This window comes from Natronomonas marina, assembly GCF_024298905.1.
Classification (GTDB): Archaea; Halobacteriota; Halobacteria; order Halobacteriales; family Haloarculaceae; genus Natronomonas; species Natronomonas marina.
In genome coordinates, this window is the sequence record NZ_CP101154.1 from 1,061,705 (window position 1) to 1,086,194 (window position 24,490).

Sequence of the window (24,490 nt, forward strand, 5' to 3'; positions counted from 1 at the left end):
TTACTCCATGTATCCCAGGTCGGTCAGGCGGTCGGTCACGTCGCTGTCGGTCGACTCCGCCGTCGCGCGCTCGAGGTCTGCTAGTTCCGTCCGGGACACCGCCCGTTCGGCCGGTGCCGACCCCGACTCGAAGAGGCCACGCCGGACCGTTCCGTCCATTCGCTCGGGGACAGCGTTGCCGTGAAGATGTAGCAGCGTCGGCGCGATATCGAGGATGTGCATACCGTCGAGCGTGGCGCTCGCATCGATGTCGGGGCCGTAGCCGACGAACAGTCCCGTATCCTTGTTCTCGCCGCGCCACGTCTCCGGACTGCCGAACACGTCTTCGACCCCGATTTTCCCCTCGATGTGGACGCCGGGAGCCTGGTCGAGGACGATATCCGGCCCGCGTTCGACGTACTCGCCGATGTATACCTCCTCACCTCTGAGGACTTGATCGAACACGGGAGCACCGGATAGGTCTGTCAACCCCTCCAGGTCCGACACGAGTTCCGCGGCGATTCGCTTCCGCTCGACGGGATCGTCGGCGAGAACGTACAGAGGCCCCTGGCCGCTGGCGACCGCCTGGGAACGCCTCCAGTCGACGACGCTTTCCTTCGCGCTCTTGTCCACCGACCCCTCCTCGTCGGGGAGATACATCTGGATGCGCTCCGGCAGCAGCCTGCGGGCAAGCCACTCGATTTCCAGCCGCGCCAGAACCGGCCGGACGCGTTCCCGAGTGAGTCCCACGGCGTGGAGGTAGTCGCTGATACTCGACCGAGTTTGCAGGTATCCGTTCTGCGCAAGCCAGGCGTTGATTCGGACCGTCGTCCGTATCTCGTTTGCGCCGTGGTCGGACATGACGAAGAGATGCTCTAACGCTTCCATCGACAGGAGTCGACCGACCCGTTCGTCGATTCGCTCCCAGGCTCGCCTGACCACATCCATGTCCCAGTAGAAGTGCTGGAGGACGTTCAGATAGAACACTGTCACATGAACGAACTCGTGCTCTCCGTCGGTCAGCAGGTCTTCGAGAACGTCGAAACGCGTGTCGATCAATTCGTATATCTCGTCTACGCACTCGTTATCGGAAGCTTCCTCCGACAGCAACGACATCCGCTCGGGGTGGACCGCGTAGTCGTACTCCCGCTCCAGTTCCGCCTCGAGTGAGTCCGGATACGTGTATCCGGTCTGCTCTGCGCCCGGTCCGCCAGCGACGTGAATCCCTTCGGTACAGGACGGGGGATACGACGTAGGGAGGTTGATAACAGCCGGCTCGTCCTCCAGCAGGCGCCAGAAGTAGACGCCGTCGAAGTCGTCCGACCGGCTCCGGTTTTCGATGCGCTCGGCCGCCCGGTCGACGGACTCCCACCAGAACACGCCCAGCTTCCCGGGATTCGTCCCCGTCGCGTAACACTGCCAGTTCGGACACGTCACCGGCGGGAGACAGCTCTGCATGTCGGCCGCTGTTCCCTCGGTCACGAGCGTCGAGAAGTTGGGGAGACGCCCCTCGTCGAGCCACGGCTGGATTAGCTCGAAAGAGCCCCCGTCGAGTCCGAGAACGACCGTCGTCATCTCCTGATACCTCCGGACGGGTGTACCACCTCGTCCTCACAAATCAACCCTTCGTATAGCCCGTCCAGTTCCGCGAGCATCGTCTCGACCGAGAACTGCTCCGCCCGTTTCGCGCCGTGCTCTCCCATTCGTTCTCGAAGGTCCGGGTTGGCCAGTATTTCTTCGAGCCGTGCAGCCAGTGCGGTCGAGTCGCCCGTCGGTATCAGATACCCGGACTCCCCGTCGGCCACCTGCTCGGGAATCCCCGCAATATCCGTCGCAACGACCGGCAGTCCGCTCGCCATCGCCTCGGTAATCACGCGCGGCGTTCCCTCGCGGAACGACGGCAACACCAGCACGTCGCTGGCGGCGAGCACGCGCGGTACGTCCTCTCGATACCCGACGAGGAAGACGCTGTCGCCGAGCCCACGCTCGTCTATCTCGGCTTCGATCGAGTCCCGAAGCGGCCCCTCGCCGACGATACACACCGACGCATTCCCGTCACACACCTTCGCCGCGGCGTCGAGAAGCACCTCGAATCCCTTTCCGTCGACGAGGCGGCTCACCATCACGACGCGTGGGCGGCCTCCGGGGAGGTCATCGGCTGGTACCGGGTCCCGAAACTCGTCCAGGTCGACGCCGCTGTAGATGGTCGTGTACTGCTCACGCCTCCCGATTCCGCGCTCGAGGTACTCCTCGGCGATGACATCCGCGTTCGTAACGAGACGGTCGGTGTGTTTTGCTGCCCGGCGTTCACACGCCAGTACGAACCGGTTCAGGACGGCGTTTCTATCTTCGGTGAACGGCACGCCGTGGACGGTGTGGACGACGTTGTCGACGCCCGCGGCCGCCGCAGCGAACCGGCCGATGATACCCGCTTCCGTGCTGTGGGTGTGGACGATGTCGTAGTCCTCCCGTCGAAGGTGCCGTGCGACCGACGCGACAGCGGGGACCGCAGTAACCGGATTGTAGTGCCGAACGAGCGGGAACCGTCGCGTCTCGACGCCGTTCTCCCCGAGCCGAGCGACCTGTGTCTCGTCGCAAGCGGCCCCGTGGCCGACAGTGAAGTCGTAGCCGTCGAGACCGAGGACCGTATCGAGCGTCTTCGCCTCGGCGCCGCCCCGCAACAGTCGTGTGATGAGATGGAAGACCTCGGGACGCTCCCGACTCATCGCTCTTCGAGGGTCGATTTCACGTCGTAGAGGACGTTCCACAGCTGCCGAACCACGATCTTCGAATCGAACCACACCGACTGCCGACGGATGTACTCGACGTCGTAGCGCAACTTCTCCTCCGGGCTGTGGCCGGTGATGTCGTTGATCTGTGCCAGTCCGGTCAGGCCGGGCTTGACGAACCACCGGCTCCGCCACTCGCCGACGTCTCGCTGCATGTCGGTGTCGAGTTCGGGCCGTTCGGGCCGGGGACCGACGACGCTCATCCGGCCGGCCAGTATCGACGCCAGTTGTGGAATCTCGTCGAGGTGCGTCGACCGCAGAACGCCGCCGATCCGCGTCACCCGTGGGTCGGACCGGCCCTCGTCCTCGGCGCTGATGACGGCCGTGTCAGCTTCGGCACCCTCTCGCATCGTCCGGAACTTGTAGACGCTGAAGGTGTCGCCGAACGCCGCCGTCCGCTCCTGTTCGTACAGAACCGAACCCCCATCATCCAACTTGATCGCAATGGCGATGCCGACCGCGAGCGGCGCCGACACCAGCAATCCGACGCCCGCGAAGACCACGTCGAACACCCGCTTGACGACGCGGTCCAGCGGATCCCACGGCTCCAGGTCCACGTCGACCAGCTCCTCGCTCCCGAAGCCGGTCGTCAGGACGCTGTCGGCGTGTTCTCGGTGGACCTTCGCGGTCACGCCGTACTCGTGGCAGGCGCCGAGCGTGCCGAAGAACTCCGCGCGGTCGGGCGCAGCGAACGCCAGGACGACGGTGTCGACGTCGTGTTCGACGAGAACGCTCTCGAGGCGGGAGATGCCGCCGAGACAGGGGAGCGCGTCGAGGCGGTCGGTGTGGCCGCCGTCCGCGCGAGCGGGCCGGGCCGGCGTCGACCGCCCGCCCGCGGGCTGGGCGGAGGGCGGCGAGACGTAGCCGACGAGGCGCCCCTCGACGGCCGCGAGAACGTCGCCCATCGTGTCGGGGTCGTCGCCGACGACGAGGGTGCGGCCGTTCTCGGCGCGGGGCGGCCGTCGGATGGCGACGAACCAGACGGGAACGGCGACGAGCGTGAGCGCGCCGACGACAAGCAGCGTCGCCCGCGGGAGCCGGTAGGAGTAGTCGAAGTAGCCGACGGCGGCCAGCGCGATGCAGGCGAGCGCGACCCGGCGGACGGCCAACTCGGCGATGTCGAGGATGCGTCGCGGCCGGGGGCGATACAGCGGCGCCAGGGCGACGACGAAGGCGACGGCGGCCGTGGCGGCCTCGATGGCGAATTCGGCGCCGACGGCGGAATCGAAGGGAAGGTGGCCGACGACGGGCAGCGCCCGAAACGCCGCCTGGACGGGCGGACGGTTGGCAACGAGGACGGCGAGGACGGCGATGGTCGCGGCTCCGAGGACGGCCCCCACCCGGTAGCGCCAGCCGTCGTTCATCGAGGGTTCATCCACGGGCGACGGAAATAAACGTGCTGTCTCCCTCGAACGCTGTGCCGGGGCCGGCGTCAGGACGACAGCACGAGCGGTTCGTACCACTCGCGGTTGGCGCGGTACCACTCCACGAACTCTGCGACGCCCTCGCGGATGGTGTGGTCGGGGGCGTAGTCGAGCAGTTCCTCGGCCTTCGTGGTGTCGGCGTGGGTGTGCTCGGCGTCGGCGTCGTACCGCTCGGCGAACTCGATGTCGAGGTCCGGCGCGAGCTGATCGCGGATCTCGCGGGCAAGCGTCCGTATCTCGATGTTGTCCGTCGAGCCGACGTTGACGGCCTCGCCGTCGGCGGCGTCGGACGACAGCAGCGTCCGGTTGGCGTCCAGCACGTCGTCGACGTAGGTGAAGTCGCGCGTCTGGGTGCCGTCGCCGTACACCACCGGCGGCTCGTCGTTCAGACAGCGGGAGACGAAGTTCGAGATGGCCATGTTCGGCCGCATCCGGGGCCCGTAGACGGTGAAGTACCGCAGGGCGACGGTCGGGAGGTCGTACACCTCGTGGTAGGCACAGGCGTAGCGCTCGGCGGCGAGTTTCGAGGCGCCGTACGGCGAGACCGGCATCGTCGGGTCCGTCTCCGAGAAGGGAACGTACGCCTCGCGGCCGCCGTACACCGACGACGAGGAGGCGACGACGAACCGCTCGATGTCGGTCTCGCGGGCCGCATCGAGCAGGTTCAGCGTGCCGTCGACGTTGACCTCGTCGTACTCGCGCGGCGCCTCGACGCTGGGTCGGACGCCAGCCTTGGCGGCCTGGTGGTAGACGTAGTCGGCGTCGGCGACCAGTTCGGCGACGAGGTCGGCGTCCCGGACGTCGCCCTCGACGAACTCGTAATCGACGCCCTCGGCGTCGGCCGTCTCGCGGTGGACGTCGAGCGTGTGTTCCTTGATGCCCAGATCGTAGAAGGGGTCCATCGCGTCGAGGACGGTCACGTCGTGGCCGTCGGCGAGGAACGCCTCCGCGAGGTGGCCGCCGATGAAGCCGGCGCCCCCAGTGACGAGTACGCGCATACTGCCGCTGTCAGCGTGAGGGGACAAAAGTACGACGAACCGCCGGTGCGGTCGGGGTTAGTCGGGAGCGTACGGATCGGTCGTCGTTTCGAGCCGGGTGAGCCCATCGAGCCCGTCGAAGCCGCCATCGAAACCGTACAGATACTCGAGATCGTGTTCGCGGCAGTACGTCGCTATCAGGCCGTCGGCGAGCGAGAGACGGTCGACCGACCGGAACCGGTCGACGCCAGCGCTCCAGACGGCGTCGGAGATACGCACGAGGTCGAATCCGCCGCTGGTCTCGAGTCGGCCCAGCATATCGGTCGCCGTGCCGGGACCGACGTCTCGCGTGAGTCCGTTCATCGTCTCGACGAGAACGACATCGGGGACGTGGAGCGTCGGGAGGGCGCTACGGTCCGCTGCCCGAACGATTCCCAGCGCCCGGTCGTGCTGCTTGCTGTTCCGGTTGCCCGCAGCGTACAGGACGGTCGTGTCGACGACGGCCGCGGGCATCAGTCGGTCCCGAAGGCGTCGTGTTCCTCGACGGCGTCGACGGGGTCGTCGGATGCCCCGGGCTCGAAGTCGTCGAACGCCCGCCGTTCGGTCGGCACCACGGAGACTCTGAGTTCGTCCCCGACGACCCGCCACCTGAGCGTGTCGCCGTCCTCGATACCGAGTTCGCGTCGGATGTGGGCCGGTATCGATGCCTGGTTGCCCGACACCTTCCCTTCGCCGACGCGGTCGCCGTCGCTCATGGCCGGCCGTACGGCCCGCTCGTTCAAAAGGCTAGTGTGATTTCACACTACCACGTCGGCAGTTACTCCGAGGCCGCGGACGCTTCCTCGCCGCCCTCGTCGGCGTCGGCGTCGTACCCCTCCTGGAGGCGCCGTTCGGCCTCGTCGCGGTCCTCGGGGTAGCCGACGTCGATGCGCCACCCCTCCATCCGGATGGCGTCGATGGTCCGCCCGGACTTGATGAGCAGGTCGATGGCGTCGCTGATCTCGTACTCGTCGCGGCCCGACGGCTGGACGAGGTGGCAGGCGTGGAAGATGGCCGGCGTGAACGTGTAGAAGCCCGTCATCACGAGGTTGCTGGGCGGGTCGTCGGGTTTCTCGACGACGTCGACGATCTCGCCGTAGTCGTTGGTGTCGCAGACGCCGTACCGGGAGGCCTCCTCCCACGGCACCTCCTCGACGAGGAAGGCGGCGTCGGCGCGCTCCTCCTGCTGGCGGTTGACGACGTCCTGGAGGTTCGCCTCGAAGATGTTGTCCCCGAGCATCATCATGAAGTCGTCGTCGATGTGCTCCTCGGCGGTCAACAGCGCGTGGGCGATGCCCAGCGGCTCACGCTGGTGACAGTAGGTGATGGGAACGCCCTCGTAGGTGTCGCCGTAGTGGCTGATGATCTGCTCCTTCCGGTAGCCGACCACGACCAGCAGCTCCTCGGCGTCGAGTTCGACGAGGCGGTCGAAACAGTGCGTCAGGATGGGTTCGCCGTCCACCTCGACGAGCCCCTTCGGCTTGTCCTCGGTCAGCGGGCGAAGCCGCGTTCCCTCGCCCGCCGCGATGACGACTCCTTTCATACGCTCACACTGTCGGCTACGGCACAAATGCCTTCGGGCTTCCGTCGGCGAGGAAGAAGACGGCTCTCACAGCGGGGCGTTCGACGGTAGACGAAAACCCTTATCGGCCGCTCGGGGGTACGCTCCCGGCAATGAAGGTCTCCGTCGTCATCTGTACGTACTCCGAGGAGATGTACGAGCACTTCGAGGACTGTCTGGAGAGCATCCGCGCACAGACCTACGACGATATCGAAATCGTCGTCGTCGTCGACGGCAACGACGACCTGCACGACCGCATCGAGGCCGAGTACGGCGACCTCGAGGGCCTGAAACTCCACTGCAACGAGGAGAACGTCGGGCTGTCGGCCAGCCGGAACAACGCCCTCGAGTTCGTCACCGGCGACGTGGTGGCGCTCATCGACGACGACGCCGTCGCCGACGAGCGGTGGGTCGAGGAACTCGTCTCGGTGTACGAGGACGGCGACGCCATCGCCGCCGGCGGGAAGATGACGCCCATCTGGGTCGCCGGCAAGCCCGAGTTCCTCCCCGAGGAGTTCTACTGGCTGGTCGGCGTCACCCACCGCGGCTTCGCCGAACCCGGCGAGGAGGTCCGCAACACCTTCGGCTCGAACATCTCCTTCCGGACGGAGGTGCTGCGGGAACTGGGTGGCTTCGCCACCGAGGTCGGTCGCCAGGGCGAGAAGAACCTCCAGGCCCACGAGACGGAGCTGTGCGCCCGGATGCGCGAGGAGTTCGGCCGCGGCGTCGTCTACAACCCCGACGCCGAAGTGGGTCACAAGGTGTTCGAGTGGCGGACCGACAAGCGCTGGCTGCTGGAGCGGTCCTTCTGGCAGGGCTACTCGAAGCGCGCGATGGAGACGCTGGTCTCCGAGGAGTCCAGCCAGGAGGAGTCGGAGTTCCTCGAGCAACTGCTGACCGAGTTCGTCCCCTCGCGGGTGACGTCGCTCGTCACCGACCCCGACACGACGAAGGCGGCCCAGCTCGTCACGCTGTTCGTGCTGACGGGCACCATCGGCGCGGGCTACCTCTACGGCCTGCTGAAGTGGTAGGGGCGGCCACGACAGGACCGGCGCCGGGATGGAGACGCAGCGACCGCGCGGGAGCCGATGGACTGAAACCTCCGAGGGTCCTCGCCCGTAGTACATGACAACGCAGTCGACCCGCGTCGGCGTCGTCGGCCTGGGCTACGTCGGCCTGCCGCTGGCGCTTGCGATGCACAACGCCGGCTACGAGGTGGTCGGCGTCGACGTCGACCCCGACACCGTCGAACGGCTCCGCGGCGGCGAGTCGACGGTCAACGACGTCTCCGACGCCGAGGTGACCGACGCGGTCGCCGAGGGCCTCCGCTTTACCACCGACTACGCCGAACTCGCGGACGTCGACGGCGTCTCGGTCTGCGTGCCGACGCCGCTGCGGAAGACCGACACGCCCGACCTCTCCTTCGTCGTCGACGCCGCCGAACGGCTGGCCGACGTCGTCCCCGCCGGCGCGACGGTCGTCCTGGAGTCGACGGTCTACCCCGGCGCCACGAAAGAGGTCGTGGGCGAAACCCTCGCGGACAACGGCGCCGAACTCGGCGAGGACATCCACCTCGCCTTCTCGCCGGAGCGCATCGACCCCGGCAACGAGGAGTACGGGCCGACGGAGATTCCGAAGGTGCTCGGCGGCGTGACCGAGGCCTGCGGCGACCGCGCGGAGGCGCTGTACGACCCCGTCTTCGAGGAGGTCGTCCGCGTCGACTCCGCGACGGAGGCCGAACTCGTCAAACTGCTGGAGAACACGTTCCGCGCGGTCAACATCGGTCTCATCAACGAACTCGCACAGGTCGCCCACGAACTCGACGTCGACATCTGGAACGCCATCGACGCCGCCGAGACGAAGCCGTTCGGCTACATGGCCTTCTATCCCGGGCCGGGGCTGGGCGGCCACTGCATCCCCGTCGACCCCTTCTACCTCTCTTGGAAGGCCAACGAGCACGGCATCGACACGCGGTTCATCGAACTCGCGGATACCGTCAACCGCGAGATGCCCGACCACGTCGTCCGGCGCGTCGTCGAGCGGCTCAACGACCGCGGCGTCCCGCTGCCGGAGGCCGAGGTACTGGTCGTCGGCGCGGCCTACAAGCCGGACGTTTCCGACACGCGCGAGTCGCCGACGGTCGACATCGTCGACGGCCTCGCGGAGTGGCACGCCGACGTCGCCTACCACGACCCCCACGTCCCGACGCTCTCGGTTGGCGAGCGGACCTACGAGTCCGTCCCGCTGACCGACGACCGGCTCGATTCGGCCGACTGCGTGGTGATCGTCACCGACCACTCGGCGCTGGACGTCGAGCGCATCGTCGAGCGGGCGTCGCTGGTCTTCGACACGCGGAACGCGACCGCCGGCATCGAGGCCGACGGGGTCGTCCGCCTGTAATCTCGTCGCCCCACGCCCGACGAAGCCGACACACTAAACCGCCCGCCGTGAGGAGAGGACGGTATGCCGACCGCACTCGTCACCGGCGCCGCCGGCTTCATCGGGTCGAACCTCGCCGAGGCGCTGCTCGACCGCGGGTACGAGGTCCGCGGCGTCGACAACTTCGCAACCGGCCGGTCCAGCAACCTCGAACCGCTCGAATCCCGCGAGGACTTCGAGTTCCACGAGGCCGACATCCGGGACGGCGACGCGATGGCCGACGCAGTCTCCGGCGTCGACTACCTCTTCCACCAGGCGGCCGTCGCCTCCGTCCCCCGCAGCGTCGAGGACCCCGTCACGTCGACGGGCGCCAACTGCACCGGAACGGCGACGGTGCTTGACGCCGCCCGCCGGGCCGACGTCGACACCGCCGTCGTCGCCTCCTCGTCGTCGGTGTACGGCTCCAGCGAGCAGTTGCCGAAGGTCGAGACGATGGAGGTCACTCCCGAATCGCCGTACGCCCTCTCGAAGTACTTCACCGAGGAACTGGCCCTGGAGTTCAGCGACTTCTACGACATCGACACCGTCGCGCTGCGGTACTTCAACATCTTCGGGCCGCGCCAGGACCCCGAGGGCCAGTACGCCGCCGTCATCCCGAAGTTCATCGACCTGATGCTCGACGACGAACGACCGGTCATCTTCGGCGACGGCGAGCAGTCCCGCGACTTCACCTACATCGACAACGCCGTGGAGGCGAACGTGTTGGCCGCGGAGGGCGACGTGACCGGCGAGGCGTTCAACGTCGGCACCGGCGGCCGCGTCACCGTCAACGGACTGGTCGACGCGCTGAACGAGCAACTCGGGACGGACATCGACCCCGTCCACGACGACCCCCGCCCGGGCGACGTGCGACACTCCCACGCCGACATCTCGAAGGCCGAGGAGCTACTGGGGTACGACCCCGAGGTGGGCTTCGAGGAGGGTCTCGAGCGGACCATCGAGTACTATCGGTAGGTCGCGGCAGGGATTCAGGGCCGGACGCTCGCCGGGAGGTTCGAGAGGACCGTCGCGCGGAACTGCGCGGACAGCCCCAAGAGCGAGAGGAAGTAGGCGGCCGCCCCGAGGACGACGAGTGCGCCGACGGTGACGGCGTTGGCGGTGACGACCGGCAGGAACTCGACGCTGGGGTCCAGCGCGGCCGCCACCCGCCGGCCGAGGGCGACGACGACGCCCATCGCGGCCGCAGCGGCGACCTGCCGGCCGATTTCGCCGACCGGGACGCGGAACGAGGCCAGCGAGCGCAACGCGAGATACGACAGCGTCAGCCCGAGGGTCGCCGAAATCGCGGTGGCGATGGCCGCGCCGAGGAAGCCGATTGCGACCACCAGAACGACGTTCAGCAGGACGTTCGAGACGATGAAGACGAGGTTGACGCGGAAGGCGATGTCCGGCCGGTCCAGCGCGTTCAGCGCGTACATCAACTGCTCCTGGTAGCCGTAGACGAGCGCGGCCAGCACCAGCACCCACAGCACCGTGGCCCCCTGGACGAACTCGGGGCCGTAGATTCGGAGCAGCCCGCGACCGATGAGCGCGCTCCCGACGAGACCGGGGATGATGAGCAGGCCGTTGTAGGTCAGGGCGTCGGTGACGAGCGTCGAGACGGTCTCCTCGCTGCCCTCGGCGTCGGCGCGGCTCAACTCGGGGAACATCGTCGAACTGATGGCCGACCCGAACAGCGTGAGGAACTTCGTGACCCGCCAGGCCACGTAGTAGACGCCGACGAGTCCGGACGGGACCAGCGCCGTCAACACGAGGACGTCGACGTCGTTGAACGACCGGGCCTGTAGCTTCCCGAGCCAGGAGAACTTGGCGAAGTCGACGAGGCTCTCGACGTGGCGGCGTTCGGGCCGGGCAATCCCGACGGAGACGACGGTGAGACCGGCGACGCCGACGAGGACGCCGCCCACCGCGTAGCCGACCAGCATGCCGGTGAGTCCGAGGCCGGCGACGACCAGGCCGATCTGGACGAGGCTGCGGACGCCGATCTTCAGCGGCGACAGCAGGCCGGCGACGTGGACGAGGCGTTCGCCCTCCAGGGCCGCGATGGTCGACAGCCGGAACAGTTCCGTCAGGACGAGCAGTGCGACGAAGGCGGCGACCGGCCGGCCGACGTAGTCGTCGACGAGGCCGCCCGCCAGCAGCACCGCGGCGGCGATGGCCGTCGCCAGGGCGCCGACGAGCGCAAAGCCCGCAACGAGGTAGGCGGCGGGCTCGTCGCCCTCGCTGATGCGTTTTCGCATCGCCGACCCGACGCCGAAGTCGCCGGCCAGCCGAAGCCACGCCACCAGCGCCAGCACGGCGGCGTAGTAGCCCAGCACCTCCGACCCGAGGACGTTGGCGAAGTAGATGGTGGCGACGAAGCCGAGCGCCGAGCCCAGGAACTTCGAGACGAAGACGACGAACGATTTCTGGCCGATTCTCATTGGCGAACACCGGAGCGTCGCCGTCCCCGCGTCGGCCGCCGGGACGGCGTCGTGACAGTCGGCACCTTTCGGCCGACGTATATAAACCCTCCAGAAGCGCGCCGGGCGGAGAGCGTAGGTCACGAACGGGACGGCGCCGCGACACGGTTCGTTTATGCCGCCCGGCCGGGAAGGAGCCGCCAATGGCCGCCGAACCGAACGTCCTGCTCGTGGTCCTCGACAGCGTTCGCGCGAAGAACGCCGGCCTCTACGGCCACGCCCGCGAGACGACGCCGTTCCTCGCGGAGTTCGCCGAGGAGGCCACCGTCTACGAGGGTGCACGGACCCCCGGCGCCCGCAGCATCACCGGCCACGCGAGCCTCTTCACCGGCCGGACCGTCGAGGGCCACGGCCTGACCAGCGCCGACCGGCGACTCCGGCCAGGGACGACGGTGTTCGAGACGCTGCAATCGGCGGGCTACGAGACGGCCGTCTTCTCGGAGAACGTCTGGATAACCGATGTCGACATCGGTCTCCGGCGGGGATTCGACACCGTCGTCGGCCCGCAGAACGTCCCGTTCCCGGAGGCGCTGGACGCCCGCCGGTTCGTCGCCGAGGCGGGTCGCGGCAACTACGCGGAGTTCCTCCGGGCGGCCGCAGAAAGCGGCCGGCCGCTCCGGTCGCTGGCCAACGGCGCCGCGACGAAACTCGCCGCCGACTACCCCCGGCTGAACCCCTTCGATAGCTCGCCGCCGGGCGACGTCTACCTCGACCGCTTCCTCGAGTGGCACGACGACCGCGACGGCCCGTGGGCGGCCTGTCTGAACCTCATGGACGCCCACCGGCCCTACGAGCCGCGGCCCGAACACGACGTGTGGGGCGACGACGAACTGCGCTCGCTGCAGGAGCGGGTGCCGAACGACTGGCAACTGCTCTCGCGGCCGGAGGGGTGGTGGAAACTGTTCGCCGTCGAGTCGCTGTACGACGGCGCCATCCGGCAGGCCGACGCGCTCGTCGAACGGCTGGTTGCGACGCTGCGGCGCCGCGGCGAGTTGGAGGAGACGCTGCTCGTGATAACGAGCGACCACGGCGAGGGGTTCGGCGAACCCAGTCGCGTCCGCCCCGGCATCCGGGTGGCGGGCCACAACACTGCCCTCCACGAGGTCATCCTCCACGTTCCGCTGGTCGTCCGGTTCCCCGGCGAGGGCGACGGCGAGCGCGTGTCCGGCCTCGCCTCCGTCGCGGAGTTCCCCGCGGCCGTCGCCGACGCCCGCGAGGGGGCGGCCGGTCCCGACTCGTTCCGGACGGACACCGCCTACGCCACCTCCTACGGCCTCCTGATGGACGACCAGTTGCGGTCGCGCGCCGAGCGCTACGGGAATCCCGACGAACTGGAGGGGTTCAACGACCGCCTCCGGGCGGTCTACGAGGACGACGGCGACACGGTTCGCAAGCACGTCGCCTGGGGCGACCGGCGGGCGGTGACGGTCCGAATCCGGGACGCCACCACCGCCTACGTCGAGCGGGAAATCGACCCCGCCGAGGTCGACGAGCGGTTCGAGGCCGTCGACGACGCCGGCCTCGTCGAGGAGGGTGCCGGCATCGACGCCGTCGACGAGGGTACCCAGAAGCGACTCGAGGACCTCGGCTACATGTAGTCAGGGAAGTTGAGACTACAGTGGGTTTAGCGAGGCTGTGATGCGTGAATTTGACCAATGCGATCGTAGAAACTACCTCAGATCACTCTCCAAGCGGCCATTCTTGTCACACTTCCGATCGTATGGGTGAATATTCGAGACTTCCAATAGTGTAGCCACTCAGACGGCGCGCTAACCCAGACAGAGTGCCTATCTACCCGATTCCAGTCTCCTTCTTCAGCAGCGTCAGCGTATTGTCGGCCGTCACGATCGGCGAATGTTCATATTCACCGGTCAACTCAACCTGCACCAACAAATCGAGTGTTCGCCAGATCGAGTACGCCAACCGAACACCCTTGAGGTAATGGTCCGTACATTCACGAATGCGTGTCCTCGTTGTTGGAGCGACCGGGTTCGTTGGCGGCCGGCTCGTCGAGTCGCTGCGCTCGGCCGGCCATGAGGTCGTCGCCTTCTCCCGGAGCGCGAGCCAGTCGAGATTCCCGGACGATGTCGAGATATTCGAAGGCGACCTCGGCGATCCGGCCTCGCTGGAGGGGCTCTGTGAGGAGATCGACGTGGCCTACTACCTGATCCACTCGCTGACGGCCGAGAATTTCGCGGAGCTCGACCGCACCTACGCCCGCCGGTTCCGGGAGCTGGCGTCGGCAGCCGGCGTCGACAGGGTGGTCTACATGAGTGGCATCAGCGGCGACGAGCGGGACCTCTCGCCACACCTCGCCTCCCGCCGGGAGGTCGAGTCAGTACTCGAGGCCGGAAGCTTCGATCTGACCGTCCTCCGGGCGGCGATCATCATCGGTGCCGGCAGCGCGAGCTTCCGCATCATCGACGACCTCACCGACCGGCTGCCCGTGATGGCGGTTCCGAAGTGGGTGCGGACGCCGTGTCAACCGATCGGCATCGACGACGCTGTCGCCTACCTCGTCGGCGTCCTCGACGTCGAAGAGACCCGGGGCGGCATCTACGACATCGGCGCACCGACAGTGTGGTCCTACGAGTCCCTGCTGAAGTTGACCGCCAAGGAGAAGGGAAAGCGTATCCTGATCGTGCCGGTACCGGTGATGTCCCCGGGACTCTCTTCGCACTGGCTCCGACTGACAACGGACGTCCAGTACGCCATCGCCCGGCCGTTGGCCGAGAGTATGCGAAACCCCGTGACGGTCGACCCCGAGCGGGACCTGCAGTCGGTCGTTCCCATCGAGCAGACGTCGGTCGAGGTGGCGATCCAGCAGGCGCTTGCGGAGGGGTGATCAAGGCTCTTCGGTGGATATTGCACGGTCACCTCCGATGAGTTGTACGAGGTCCTCGCCGGCGCCAGCGCCGGCGGGACCTCGATCAATCACAGCGGTAACAGCGCGGAAGCCCACGGCTTCAGCCGTGGGAGGAAGCGCGTACGCTCCGAGCGGCAAACCACCGACAGCGACAGGGCTGACTCCCCAACACCATTCAAAAATATTAATAAAGAGTAGCTACTACTGTGAGGTATGGCGTGGGAGGTAACTCGAACGGTTCAGGTTCGCCTTGACGTGCCCGACGACCGCAAGAGCGACCTCCACGCCACCAACAGCAAGTTCCAGTATTGTGCCAACCGTACCGCAGACTGGGCGTGGCGCTATCCCGACGAGGACTGTGTAACCAGCAAGAGCGAAGCCGAAGCCGCCATCTACGACGAACTCCGCCACGAGACGGACGGCCTTCACGCGAACCTCGTGCAGAAAGCCATCAAACGCGCCACCGACGACATCGACAACTGCGTTGACCGGCTTGCTGACGGCGAGAATACCAGCAAGCCCGAATACGACACGTTCAGCATCGTCTACGACAAGCGAGCCGCCACCTACTACCGCGACACGGTGAGTCTCGCCACCGTCAACGGGCGCGTTGAGTGCGAGTACGACCTGCCCGACGATCCCGAAGGCACACCACACGGCAAGTACCTGCTGAACGAGGACTACTCGTTTTCGACCAGTACCGTCCACTACGACAGCGGAGTCGACGAGTTCTACCTGCACGCGGCGATGGAACGCGAACTCGACGTTGCCAGTCCTGAGAAAGCCGAGGATTCGAGAGTCCTGGGCGTGGACTGCAACGTTGACGACCACATCGCCGTGACTTCGACAGGACGGTTCGTCGGCAACGCCGACTACCTCAACCACCAGCGCCGCGAGTTTGAGAAACGCCGTGCTAGCCTGCAACAGACCGGCACGCGAAGCGCCCACCTGACCTACCACCGCATCGGTGACAGATTCGGACGGTGGAGCGAAGACTACCTGCATCGGTGTTCCAAAGAAATTGTCGCAGAGGCCGACCGCCACGGCTGTACGCACATCGCGTTCGAGGACTTGGAGCAGATCCGAGAGCGCATCAGCGACGGCAAGAAGTTCCAGCAGTGGGCGTTCAACGAGTTACAGCGACAGGTCGCGTACAAAGCCGACGAACACGGCAGCGTGGTTGAGACAGTCGGCCCGTCTTACACCAGCCAGCAGTGCTCAAAGTGTGGCTGTACGCTCGAAGAAAACCGCGACGGGCAACGCTTCGCCTGTTTAGACTGTTCGTACTCGGTGAACGCCGACTACAACGCGGCGAAAAACGTGGCCCGGAAACTCGCGTTGAAACTCCAGCGAGGGCAGAAGTCCCCCGCTGGAGGGGCGTTCTGTCAGTACGCCCTGAAGTCGGGGGTGATGACCGTGAACGCTACTGACGTGGCGTCCGACGCTTACGTGTCGGCAGAACGGGAGTCCACCGACAAGCCCACCGCTTCAGCGGTGGGTAGCTGACCGATTCCGGTGTTGGCGGTCCGGAGGCACAACCCTGAGACAGGACATATCGAGCCCTCGCTCCGTGGATCAGCTCGTCCCGGTGAGCGAGATGACGGAATTCTTGATACCACGGGGAATAGCCCTACGAAATGAATGGTCTCGAACTAACGCTCCGCCTACTGAGCGGTGTTTTGCTTATCCTCGCAAACGGATTCTTCGTCGCGATCGAGTTCGCACTCACTCGCGTGCGACAGTACCCCAAGTCCGAGTTCGACGTCCCGGGACTCGAGCGAGCCTGGGAGATGACACAGGATCTCGAAATCTATCTCACGAGTTGTCAGGTCGGCATCTCTGCGACGAGTATCGCCGTCGGCATCGTCGCGGAACCCGCCCTGGCTTCGTTGATCGATCCAGTGTTCGAGAACACACTGCTCACGTCGATTGGGGCGGGTGGCATCCTTGCGTTCGTCATCATCAATCTGCTCCACCTGACCCACGGCGAACAGACACCCACGTATCTCGGGGTCGAGCGGACGAAGTTCGTCGCTCGGTACGGCGCGACACCGCTGTACTGGTTTGCCAAGCTGCTCTATCCGGTCATCGTGCTCGGAGACAGCGTCGCCAAATGGACGCTCGGGCTGTTCGGTGTTGAGATGACCGGTGCCTGGCTAGAAACCGAAACCGACCGGGTCGAATCCCGGGCGGACCTCCGCCACCGGCTCGGGACTTTGCTCGACCAAGGGAATCTTTCTGAGGAACGGCAAGAAGAGATCCTGAACGCCTTCACTGTCGGCGAACAGCCCGTCAGCGATATCATGACCGATCGTGAGGACATTATTTTTCTCTCGACAGCCGTCTCTGCGCAAGAAAATTTCGATCGAATCGGAACAAGCCCGCACACGCGATTTCCCTTGATTGGTGACGATCCAGCCGACTATCGAGGGGTTGTCTACGTTCCTGCAGTTGTTGATCAGATCGACGAACTCCGGCATGGCGAGGTCACGTTCGAGGATGTCGCTGCTCCACCGATGACGCTCCGAGCAGACACGCTCATCAGCGATGCCGTCGACCAGTTTCAGGACGAACATCAAGAACTCGCGCTCGTGTATGAAGAGGACGAGGAGAACGTCGTGGGACTGATCACTGCGACAGACGCCCTCGAAGCAGTGATGGGTGAGATCGAAGACCCCCTCGACATCAAACTCAAGGAACAGAAAAGCGTCCCCCAGTGAACTGGCTGTACGAGTCCAAAGCCGACAGAATCTCCACGCGCTCCTATTCAGAGCAATACTTTTCAACTTACTGATTAATAACGTACATTCTCAAACGCTCTATTCGTCCGGCTACAATCACGGATATGGAATTTGATTTCACGCGCTCAGTGGTTCCGCTCGCCGCAATCGTCGCCGTCGCAACAGTCGCGCTCACGTCCGCAATGGCTCCCTCAACGGTCTTCATGATGGTTCTGCCCTCAGTAAACTACCCCACCCTACTCGCTCACGGCTTCTTCTCGCGGGCCGAAGGCCCGCTCGAATGGTCCGCGGAACTTCGTTCCGCGCTATCGCCGTTCGCTTCGTTGAGGGTGGGGCTTTCGCGTGGACTCCTGTTCTGGCCGCCCTCGGCGGCAGGCGAATACTCGCCGTTCACGTTCAACGTCCCGCGATTCAAGCGCACGTTTACGGGTGCGCCTCCGCCCGACGACTCGAGATGGCGGAATAGGGAGAACTACTGTAGGTGGTCAGACAAACTCTGCCACCTATACATTGAGAACCCTGGTCTCAACTTCTGGTAGTCGGCGACGCCGGGCGCTCGGGGCGTCCCGGGTGGGGTCCGCTCGTGGCGCCCCGAGGCGCGGTCGACCGCGACACCGAGACGGGAAGGTTTTGTAGCTGCCGGTGCCCCTTCCGGTCGATGGACCCGAACGTCGTCTGGGTGACGCTCGACAGCGTCCGGGCCGACCACACCACGATGGGCGGCTACCACCGGGACACGACGCCGAACCTCGCACGTATCGCCGACGGCGAGGACGGCGCCGCCTTCCAGCACTGCATCTCCTCGGGGACGGGCACGCCCTACTCGTCGGCGTCGATACTGAGCGGGACCTATCCGACCAGACACGGCGTGAAAATCGACAACGAGTACCTGCCCGAGCGCCTGGAGACGCTGCCGGAGACCCTCGGGCGGGCCGGCTACCGGACGGCCTGTCTGTCGCGGAACTCCTACGTCAGCCCCGGCACGGGCCTGGACCGCGGCTTCGACCGCTTCTCGTGGGTCTCCGGGTCGACCATCCTCGACGCCGTCCCCCTGCGGACGCTCGTCAAGTACTTCTTCAACCTCCGGCGTCACTCGGCGGGGCTGGCCCGCGACACCGCCAAGTACGCCACGCCGTACGTGATGAACGACACCGCCAAACGGTGGCTCGACGACCTCCGGGCGGCGGAGCCGTTCTTCTTTTACCTTCACTACAACGAGCCGCACCGACCCTACTACCCGCCGCTGCCGTGGATGGACACCTACACCGACGACATCGAGATGTCCGCCTCGGAAGCCGCCGAGTTCGCCATCGAGGTCCACCGGACGCTCGACGAGCGCATCGCGGAGGGACTCGACTTCACCGACGAGGAGTGGGCCGCCCTCCACGCGATGTACGACGCCGAGATACGCTACACCGACGAGATGATCGGCCGGCTGTTCGATCACGTCCAGTCGCTGGACCTCGGACCGACGATATTCGTCGTGACGGCCGACCACGGCGAACTGTTCGGCGAGCGCGGCCTCCTGTCGCACAAGGTGGCCGTCGACGACGCGCTGACGCACGTCCCGCTCGTCACCCACGGGTTCGGGGACATCGAGGGGCAGGCCGACGAACTCGTCCAGCACGTCGACCTCACGACGACGCTTTCGGCGATGGTCGGGGAGGGGATCGACCAGCACCAGGGCGTCGACCTCCGGGAGACGACCCGAGAGCACGCCTTCGTCCAGCGGGGCCCCTTCGACTTCGACCTCTTCACCGACGTCAACCCCGACTTCGACACCTCGCGGTTCCACCACGGGCCGGTCCACGGGATCCGGACCAAGGAGTTCCGCTACGAGCGCAGCGACTCGATGGAGCGACTGTACGAACTCCCCGACGAGGAGACCGACGTCCGCCAGCAGTACCCCGAGGTGACCGAGGACCTGTCGGCGACGCTCGAGGCGTGGGTCGAGGCCAACGCCGACCCCATCGAGGCCGAGAGCGACTCCCAACTCGACGAGTCCATGCGACGACAGCTCCGGGACCTCGGCTACGTGGAGTGAGCGGCAGAGTGGGCGGCCCGGCCGCCGTCCGGGTTACATGTACCCCAGGTCCTCGAGCTGTTCCCGGACCGCCTCGGAATCGCCCGCACCCTCGTCGTCGTCCCAGCGCGGCTCGGGGACGTGAGCACCGTCGGCCAGTGCGGCGTCGACCGCGTCGGAGACGTCGAGGACGCTTTCGATTCGCTCGACGGTGCCGGGGTCGGTGCCGGCGACCATCGCCTCCTCGGTGTGGAGGCCGTCCTGGAGGCCGTGATCGCTGACGAGCAGCAGTTCGTCGTCGTCCCCGAGGTCGCCGCGGAGTTCGCCGACGAACTCGTCGAGTTCGTCGTAGGCGCCCGCCTGGAGTTCCGGCCGGGAGTGGCTGACGTGGCCGATGAGGTCCAACCCGCTGGTGTAGCCGAAAACGAGCTCGTACTCGCGGCTCCGCAGCGCCCGGCGGGTTCGGGCGATTCGGATCATCGCCATCTCGAGACACTGCTCGTAGAAGGCGACGGGGTCCGCGGAGCGGTGGCCGCCGGTGGCGCCGGGGTCGCGCTCGAACAACTCGCCCATCTGGCGGCGGAGCTGGTGTTCGCGGTCCTCGGTGTCGGGGTCGACGACGTAGTTCGGGACGCCGATGGCCGTCGCTTCGCGGCCGTCGAACACCGTCTCGATGCCCTCCTCGGCGTAGTAGGTGGCCGGCACGCGGAAGGCGTCCGCGTCGGTGTTCGTCAGGAGCCACGCGCCGAGGCGGGTCTGGAGGCCGTCCGGAACCGCGTAGTCGGCGACCGAACTCAGGGCCGCGAGGAGCGGGTTCTCCCAGGCGACGCCGTCGTCGAGTTCCAGGCCGTGCTCGGCCGGCGGCAGGCCGGTGATGATGGTCGGCCACAGTTCGTGCGTGCTCGGCTCGCCGCTCGAGGAGACGATGGTGTCGATGGCGCGGTGGGCCGCAAGCGTCAGGTTCGGGTGGGCGTCCGGGTCGACGAGGTCGGGGTCCAGGGCGTCGATCCCGAGGACGACCAGGGTCATGGCCCAACGTCGGCCGGGTGGACAGTTGAATCGTTCGGTGCCGCCCGGTCGGTCGGGACTGCCGGCCACCGTGCCCGCGGCCTCAGTCCGCCGCCGAGAGCGCCCCGAGGATGGCCCGGTACCGCTCGACGGCGGCCTCGAAACTGTACTCGTCCTCGACGAGTCCCCGCCCGTTGCGGCTGATCTCGGGGAGGTCCCCCCGGTCGAGAATCCGCTCGACGTCCCGCGTGATGGCGTCGGCCTCGAGTTCGTCCATCAGGAATCCCGTCTCGCCGTTCCGGACCACGTCGGGAACGCCCGAGACCGGCGACGCGTACACCGGCGTGCCGCAGGCGAGCGCCTCCAGGATGACCGTCGGGAGGCCCTCGGTCGGCTGGGAGGGCATGATCAGCAGTCGGAACCGGTTCAGTTCCGCCGGCACCTCGGCGTGGTCGACCCAGCCGGCCACCTCGACGTCGCCGGCCGCTATCCCGTCGGACAGTTCCTCGCGGAGCCACTCCTCGAGGCCGCCGCCGCCGACGAACCGGAACCGGACGCCGTCGGGCAACCGCCGCGAGACCTCCGCGAGCGTCCGGATGCCCTTCTCCTCGTCGAGCCGTCCGAGGAAGCCGACCACCGGGTCGCGCTCCTCGTAGGGCGTCGTCGGGGCGAACCGCTCGGTGTCGACGTAGCGGGCGCCGTTGGGGTAGAGCTTCGCCTCGAAGCGGTCCAGTCCGAGTTCCTCGGCCATCGACGGCGTGTAGGTGACGATGCCGTCGGCCAGCGCGTAGCCGGCCCACTCCAGCAGCCGAAGCGCCCCGGCCAGCGCCCGCGCGACCGGGTCCGGCACCCGCCGTTTCCAGTACAGTTCCAGCGTCAGCGGTACGTCCCCGCGAGGTTCGAGGACGACCGTCTTGCCCGCCAGTTTCGCCACGAGGATCGGGACCAGATACGAGGTCGCACCGTAGAACAGCGCCACCTCCTCGTCGCGGTCGGCGAGCACCCGCGCCATCCGAATCTGGTTGGCGAGAAACCGGACGGCCGCCGTCGGTATCGAGTCGCCCTCGTCGCGTTCGGAGACCTCGACCACCTCGTGGTCGTCCCGCACCGGCGAGTCCGCCGGCAGGTTCGCGGTGACGAGCGAGACGGCCGTCACCTCCGCGAGGATGGCGAGGAACGTCCGGGTGGCCGTCTCGCCCGCGCCGCTCAGCGGGTGGGTCACGACGCAGACGTCGTCGGGGTCGCCCATCCTTGGTCGGGATTGTTGGGGTCGGCGTTTGACTCCACCGATACCCGCTGACTGCCGGCCGTCCCGTCGCGCCGGAGAGCCGAACCCTCAAATCCCCGCCGGTGGTACGGACGAGTATGAACGCAAGCGTCGTCGGCAGCGGCTACGTCGGCACGACCCTCGCGGCGTGTCTCGCCGACCTGGGTCACGACGTCACCGCCGTCGATATCGACCAGTCGGTCGTCGACCGCCTCAACGCCGGCGAGACGGCCATCCACGAACCCGGTCTCGACCCGCTGGTGTCGGCGTACGCCGGCGGCCGCCTCCGGGCGACCACCGACCACGCCGCCGTCGCCGACACCGACCTCACCTTCCTCGCCGTCGAGACGCCCGCCCGCGAGGACGGCTCCATCGACCCCTCGGCCCTGCTCGCGGCCGCCGAGGACGTCGGCGAGGCCCTCGCCGACAAGGACGGCTACCACCTCGTCGTCGTCAAGTCGACCGTCCTCCCCGACGTGATCGAGGAGGAACTCGTCCCGCTCGTGGAGTCGGCCTCGGGCAAGACCGACGGCGAGGAAATCGGCGTCGCCGTCAACCCCGAGTTCCAGCGGGAGGGCAGCGCCGTCGACGACTTCATGGACCCGGACAAGATCGTCCTGGGCACCGACGGCGACGAGCGGGCGCTGGACCTGCTCGCGGAACTGTACCAGCCACTGGTCAGCGACTGGGAGGTGCCCGTCGTCGAGACCGGCCGCCGGGAGGCCGCGATGATAAAGTACGCCAACAACACGTTCCTCGCGGCGAAGGTCAGCCTCATCAACGACCTCGGGAACGTCTGCAAGGAGTTCGGCGTCGACGCCTACGAGGTGGCCGACGCCATCGGAATGGACGACCGCATCGGCGAGCGGTTCCTCCGCTCGGGTGTCGGGTGGGGGGGCTCGTGTTTCGGGAAGGACACCGCCGCGCTCGCCTCGGCCGCCCGCGAAGCCGGCTACGACCCCGCGATGGTCGAGGCGGCCCGCGAGGTCAACGACCACCAGCCCGAACGCCTGCTGGAGTTGCTCGACGCCCACGTCGACGTCTCGGGAAAGCGCGTGGCCGTCCTCGGACTCGCGTTCAAGCCCGGCACCGACGACGTCCGGGGGTCGCGGGCCAAGCCGGTCATCGAGGGGCTGGAAGCCCGCGGCGCCGACGTTGTCGCCTACGACCCGATGGCCACGGAGGAAATGGCCGCCGAGTACCCCGACGTGGAGTACGTCGACTCGGCGGCGGCGGCACTGGAGGGCGCCCACGGCGCCTGCGTCGTCACCGACTGGCCCGAGTTCGCCGACCTCGATGCGGAGTTCGACGCGATGGCGAATCCCGTCGTCGTCGACGGCCGCCGCATCGTCGAGCGCCGCGAGGGACTCACCTACGAGGGGCTGACCTGGTAGCCGCCCGCCCCGGTGCCCCCGGAGCCGTCGAAACGAAGGGCTCATTGCCGCGCCCGCCCCCGTCGGGGGTATGCGCGAGTTCGTCGTCGTCGGCCACGAGGCGCCGACGACACCGGAGTTCTCGCTGGACGACCTCCCGGGCGCCGGCCGCCTGGACATCCTCGCCCGCTGTGTCACGAGCGCGTTCTGTCTCTCCCACGACCTCCGCGAGGACGTCCGGGTCCGTCTCGTGCTCGCCGACGAGTACGTCGTCCGCTTCGAGGGAAGCGAACTCCGGCACCTCCACCCGGACGAGCGGTCGGCGGCCTCGCTGATCCGGGGCGCCCTGGCGGCCCGCGACGGCGCCATCGGCGCGATGGAGGCCAACCCCTCCCCCGGCGTCTACGTCGGGAAGGGCGACTTCGCCGGCACCGTCCAAGACCTCGCCGAATCCGCCACACTCGTCGAACTCCACGCCGAGGGCGACCCCGTCGCCGACCTCGACCCACCGACCGACCCCGCGTTCGTCCTCTCGGACCACCGCGAGTTCACCGACGCGGAGGCCGAGACGCTGGCGGCGGCCGCCGACCACCGCGTCTCGGTGGGTCCCGAGGCGCTGCACGCCGACCACGCCGTCACCGTCGCCCACAACTACCTCGACACCGACGGCTTCGCATCGTACGGCGACTCTAGCCGGTTCTAGGCGGGGATTTATAACCCGCCGCCCGCAAGCGCCGGACATGTCCCTCCAGATCGGCGACGCGATAGGCGACGGTGTGCGTCGGGCGTTCACGTACAGCGGCGGCGTGTTGATGGCGCTACTGTTCGTCTACCAGCTCGTTTTCGTGGGGGCGGTGAACACGCTCGTGGCCGAGTCGCTCCCGCCGGAGGCCCAGCAGGGGAGCCTGGGGCTCGCGCTCCCGGTCCCGGTCGCCGTGGCCGGGGCGCTGGCCGTCGTCGGACTGCTGTTCGGTGTCGTCCTGTATCTCGTGGCGACGCGGGCGCTGACCCGTGAACACTCCGAGTTGGGTTCGCTACCCGCCGAACTGTTCACCCGACGCATCGGGCGGGCGACGGTCTCGGCGGTCGTCACCAACATCGTCGTCTTTGTGGCCGTCTCCGTCGGGTTCGTCTTCCTGTTCGTGCCCGGCATATTCCTCGCGCTCAGCTTCGTCTTCGTCGTCTTCGCCATCGGCGTCGAGGACGAACGGGCCATCGACGCCCTGGGGCGGAGCTGGGAACTGGCCAGCGGCGACCGCTGGTCGCTGCTCGCGCTGGGTCTCATCGTCGGCGTCGTCACGGCGGTCGGGAGCGGCCTGGGGTCGGTGCTGTCGGTTGTCTCCCCCCTCGCCGGCCAGGTCACGAGCCTCGCGCTGGCGTCTATCTTCGCCGTCGTCAGCTACGGCATCCTCGCCGACGCGTACCTCCAGCTTTCCGACGCGAAGCCGCGCGAACCCGACGCCGGGAGCCCGACTCCCGAGGCGGATCCGATGGCCTGAACGGGGCGGATCACAACCCTTAAAGTCGGCCACGGCGTCGTTT

At 67.2% G+C, this 24,490-nt stretch carries 21 protein-coding genes and 2 pseudogenes; 12 read left to right on the forward strand and 11 right to left on the reverse strand.

What is annotated here, in order from left to right; all coding sequences use genetic code 11:
- The 7 genes from NLF94_RS05735 to aglF form a co-directional block, all read right to left on the reverse strand.
- The gene (locus tag NLF94_RS05735) at positions 1-1,554 is read right to left on the reverse strand and encodes an alkaline phosphatase family protein (RefSeq protein WP_254840510.1); all 1,554 of its coding nucleotides are present in this window, start codon (positions 1,552-1,554) and stop codon (positions 1-3) included.
- Positions 1,551-2,780 carry a glycosyltransferase family 4 protein gene (locus NLF94_RS05740; protein WP_254840511.1) on the reverse strand — a complete coding sequence of 410 codons (1,230 nt, stop codon included), beginning with the start codon at positions 2,778-2,780 and terminating at the stop codon, positions 1,551-1,553. The genes NLF94_RS05735 and NLF94_RS05740 overlap by 4 nt, the downstream gene beginning before the upstream one ends.
- On the reverse strand, positions 2,702-4,132 hold the full coding sequence (locus NLF94_RS05745; protein WP_254840512.1) for a sugar transferase: 1,431 nt from the start codon (positions 4,130-4,132) through the stop codon (positions 2,702-2,704). The genes NLF94_RS05740 and NLF94_RS05745 overlap by 79 nt, the downstream gene beginning before the upstream one ends.
- 68 nt (positions 4,133-4,200) lie before the next feature.
- Positions 4,201-5,190, reverse strand: coding sequence for a GDP-mannose 4,6-dehydratase (locus NLF94_RS05750; protein WP_254840513.1), 990 nt, complete (start codon positions 5,188-5,190; stop codon positions 4,201-4,203).
- Between the two features lie 57 nt (positions 5,191-5,247).
- Entirely contained in the window at positions 5,248-5,682 is a 435-nt protein-coding gene (locus tag NLF94_RS05755) for a type II toxin-antitoxin system VapC family toxin (RefSeq protein WP_254840514.1), read from the reverse strand.
- A complete protein-coding gene (locus NLF94_RS05760; protein WP_254840515.1) occupies positions 5,682-5,924 on the reverse strand; it encodes an AbrB/MazE/SpoVT family DNA-binding domain-containing protein in 243 nt (80 codons plus the stop codon). Before NLF94_RS05760 ends, NLF94_RS05755 begins: the two co-directional genes overlap by 1 nt.
- A gap of 62 nt (positions 5,925-5,986) precedes the next feature.
- Positions 5,987-6,751: a UTP--glucose-1-phosphate uridylyltransferase AglF gene (gene aglF / locus NLF94_RS05765; protein WP_254840516.1), complete on the reverse strand. Its 765-nt coding sequence runs from the start codon at positions 6,749-6,751 to the stop codon at positions 5,987-5,989.
- 131 nt (positions 6,752-6,882) lie between these two features.
- Between aglF and aglG the strand changes: the two genes are divergently transcribed.
- From aglG to NLF94_RS05780, 3 genes are all read left to right on the forward strand, one after another.
- Entirely contained in the window at positions 6,883-7,800 is a 918-nt protein-coding gene (gene aglG / locus NLF94_RS05770) for a glucosyl-dolichyl phosphate glucuronosyltransferase (RefSeq protein WP_254840517.1), read from the forward strand.
- Between the two features lie 94 nt (positions 7,801-7,894).
- A complete protein-coding gene (locus NLF94_RS05775; protein ID WP_254840518.1) occupies positions 7,895-9,169 on the forward strand; it encodes a nucleotide sugar dehydrogenase in 1,275 nt (424 codons plus the stop codon).
- A gap of 63 nt (positions 9,170-9,232) precedes the next feature.
- Positions 9,233-10,162, forward strand: a complete 930-nt coding sequence (locus NLF94_RS05780; RefSeq protein ID WP_254840519.1) for an SDR family oxidoreductase — start codon at positions 9,233-9,235, stop codon at positions 10,160-10,162.
- Between the two features lie 14 nt (positions 10,163-10,176).
- Here the strand turns inward: NLF94_RS05780 and NLF94_RS05785 are convergent, their stop codons facing one another.
- Positions 10,177-11,631 (reverse strand): lipopolysaccharide biosynthesis protein, encoded by a 1,455-nt coding sequence (locus tag NLF94_RS05785; RefSeq protein WP_254840520.1) that lies wholly within the window; start codon positions 11,629-11,631, stop codon positions 10,177-10,179.
- A 182-nt stretch (positions 11,632-11,813) separates the two neighbouring features.
- Here NLF94_RS05785 and NLF94_RS05790 point away from each other — a divergent pair, with 182 nt between their 5' ends.
- The 5 genes and pseudogenes from NLF94_RS05790 to NLF94_RS21060 all read left to right on the forward strand — a co-directional run.
- Positions 11,814-13,268 (forward strand): sulfatase, encoded by a 1,455-nt coding sequence (locus NLF94_RS05790; RefSeq protein WP_254840521.1) that lies wholly within the window; start codon positions 11,814-11,816, stop codon positions 13,266-13,268.
- Positions 13,269-13,630: 362 nt separating this feature from the next.
- Positions 13,631-14,515, forward strand: a complete 885-nt coding sequence (locus NLF94_RS05795; RefSeq protein WP_254840522.1) for an NAD(P)H-binding protein — start codon at positions 13,631-13,633, stop codon at positions 14,513-14,515.
- A 234-nt stretch (positions 14,516-14,749) separates the two neighbouring features.
- Complete coding sequence (locus tag NLF94_RS05800) at positions 14,750-16,042, forward strand: RNA-guided endonuclease InsQ/TnpB family protein (protein ID WP_254840523.1); 1,293 nt, start codon at positions 14,750-14,752, stop codon at positions 16,040-16,042.
- Between the two features lie 131 nt (positions 16,043-16,173).
- Positions 16,174-17,256, forward strand: a complete 1,083-nt coding sequence (locus NLF94_RS05805) for a CNNM domain-containing protein (RefSeq protein ID WP_254840524.1) — start codon at positions 16,174-16,176, stop codon at positions 17,254-17,256.
- Positions 17,257-17,381: 125 nt separating this feature from the next.
- Positions 17,382-17,447, forward strand: a pseudogene (locus tag NLF94_RS21060) (DUF7333 family protein); the annotation flags it as partial.
- 74 nt (positions 17,448-17,521) lie between these two features.
- On the opposite strand, the pseudogene NLF94_RS20925 reads toward NLF94_RS21060, so the two are convergent.
- A pseudogene (locus tag NLF94_RS20925) lies at positions 17,522-17,728 on the reverse strand (hypothetical protein); the annotation flags it as partial.
- A 207-nt stretch (positions 17,729-17,935) separates the two neighbouring features.
- Here NLF94_RS20925 and NLF94_RS05815 point away from each other — a divergent pair.
- A complete protein-coding gene (locus tag NLF94_RS05815; RefSeq protein ID WP_254840526.1) occupies positions 17,936-19,321 on the forward strand; it encodes a sulfatase in 1,386 nt (461 codons plus the stop codon).
- 33 nt (positions 19,322-19,354) lie between these two features.
- Here the strand turns inward: NLF94_RS05815 and NLF94_RS05820 are convergent, their stop codons facing one another.
- Both NLF94_RS05820 and NLF94_RS05825 read right to left on the reverse strand, forming a co-directional pair.
- Positions 19,355-20,329, reverse strand: a complete 975-nt coding sequence (locus NLF94_RS05820; RefSeq protein WP_254840527.1) for an alkaline phosphatase family protein — start codon at positions 20,327-20,329, stop codon at positions 19,355-19,357.
- 82 nt (positions 20,330-20,411) lie between these two features.
- Positions 20,412-21,557 carry a glycosyltransferase family 4 protein gene (locus NLF94_RS05825; protein ID WP_254840528.1) on the reverse strand — a complete coding sequence of 382 codons (1,146 nt, stop codon included), beginning with the start codon at positions 21,555-21,557 and terminating at the stop codon, positions 20,412-20,414.
- Between the two features lie 116 nt (positions 21,558-21,673).
- Here NLF94_RS05825 and aglM point away from each other — a divergent pair, with 116 nt between their 5' ends.
- The 3 genes from aglM (at position 21,674) to NLF94_RS05840 (ending at position 24,447) form a co-directional block, all read left to right on the forward strand.
- Positions 21,674-22,969 carry a UDP-glucose 6-dehydrogenase AglM gene (gene aglM, locus NLF94_RS05830; protein ID WP_254840529.1) on the forward strand — a complete coding sequence of 432 codons (1,296 nt, stop codon included), beginning with the start codon at positions 21,674-21,676 and terminating at the stop codon, positions 22,967-22,969.
- A 70-nt stretch (positions 22,970-23,039) separates the two neighbouring features.
- Entirely contained in the window at positions 23,040-23,651 is a 612-nt protein-coding gene (trmY, locus tag NLF94_RS05835; RefSeq protein WP_254840530.1) for a tRNA (pseudouridine(54)-N(1))-methyltransferase TrmY, read from the forward strand.
- Between the two features lie 37 nt (positions 23,652-23,688).
- The gene (locus NLF94_RS05840; protein WP_254840531.1) at positions 23,689-24,447 is read left to right on the forward strand and encodes a DUF7847 domain-containing protein; all 759 of its coding nucleotides are present in this window, start codon (positions 23,689-23,691) and stop codon (positions 24,445-24,447) included.
- Positions 24,448-24,490: the final 43 nt, after the last annotated feature.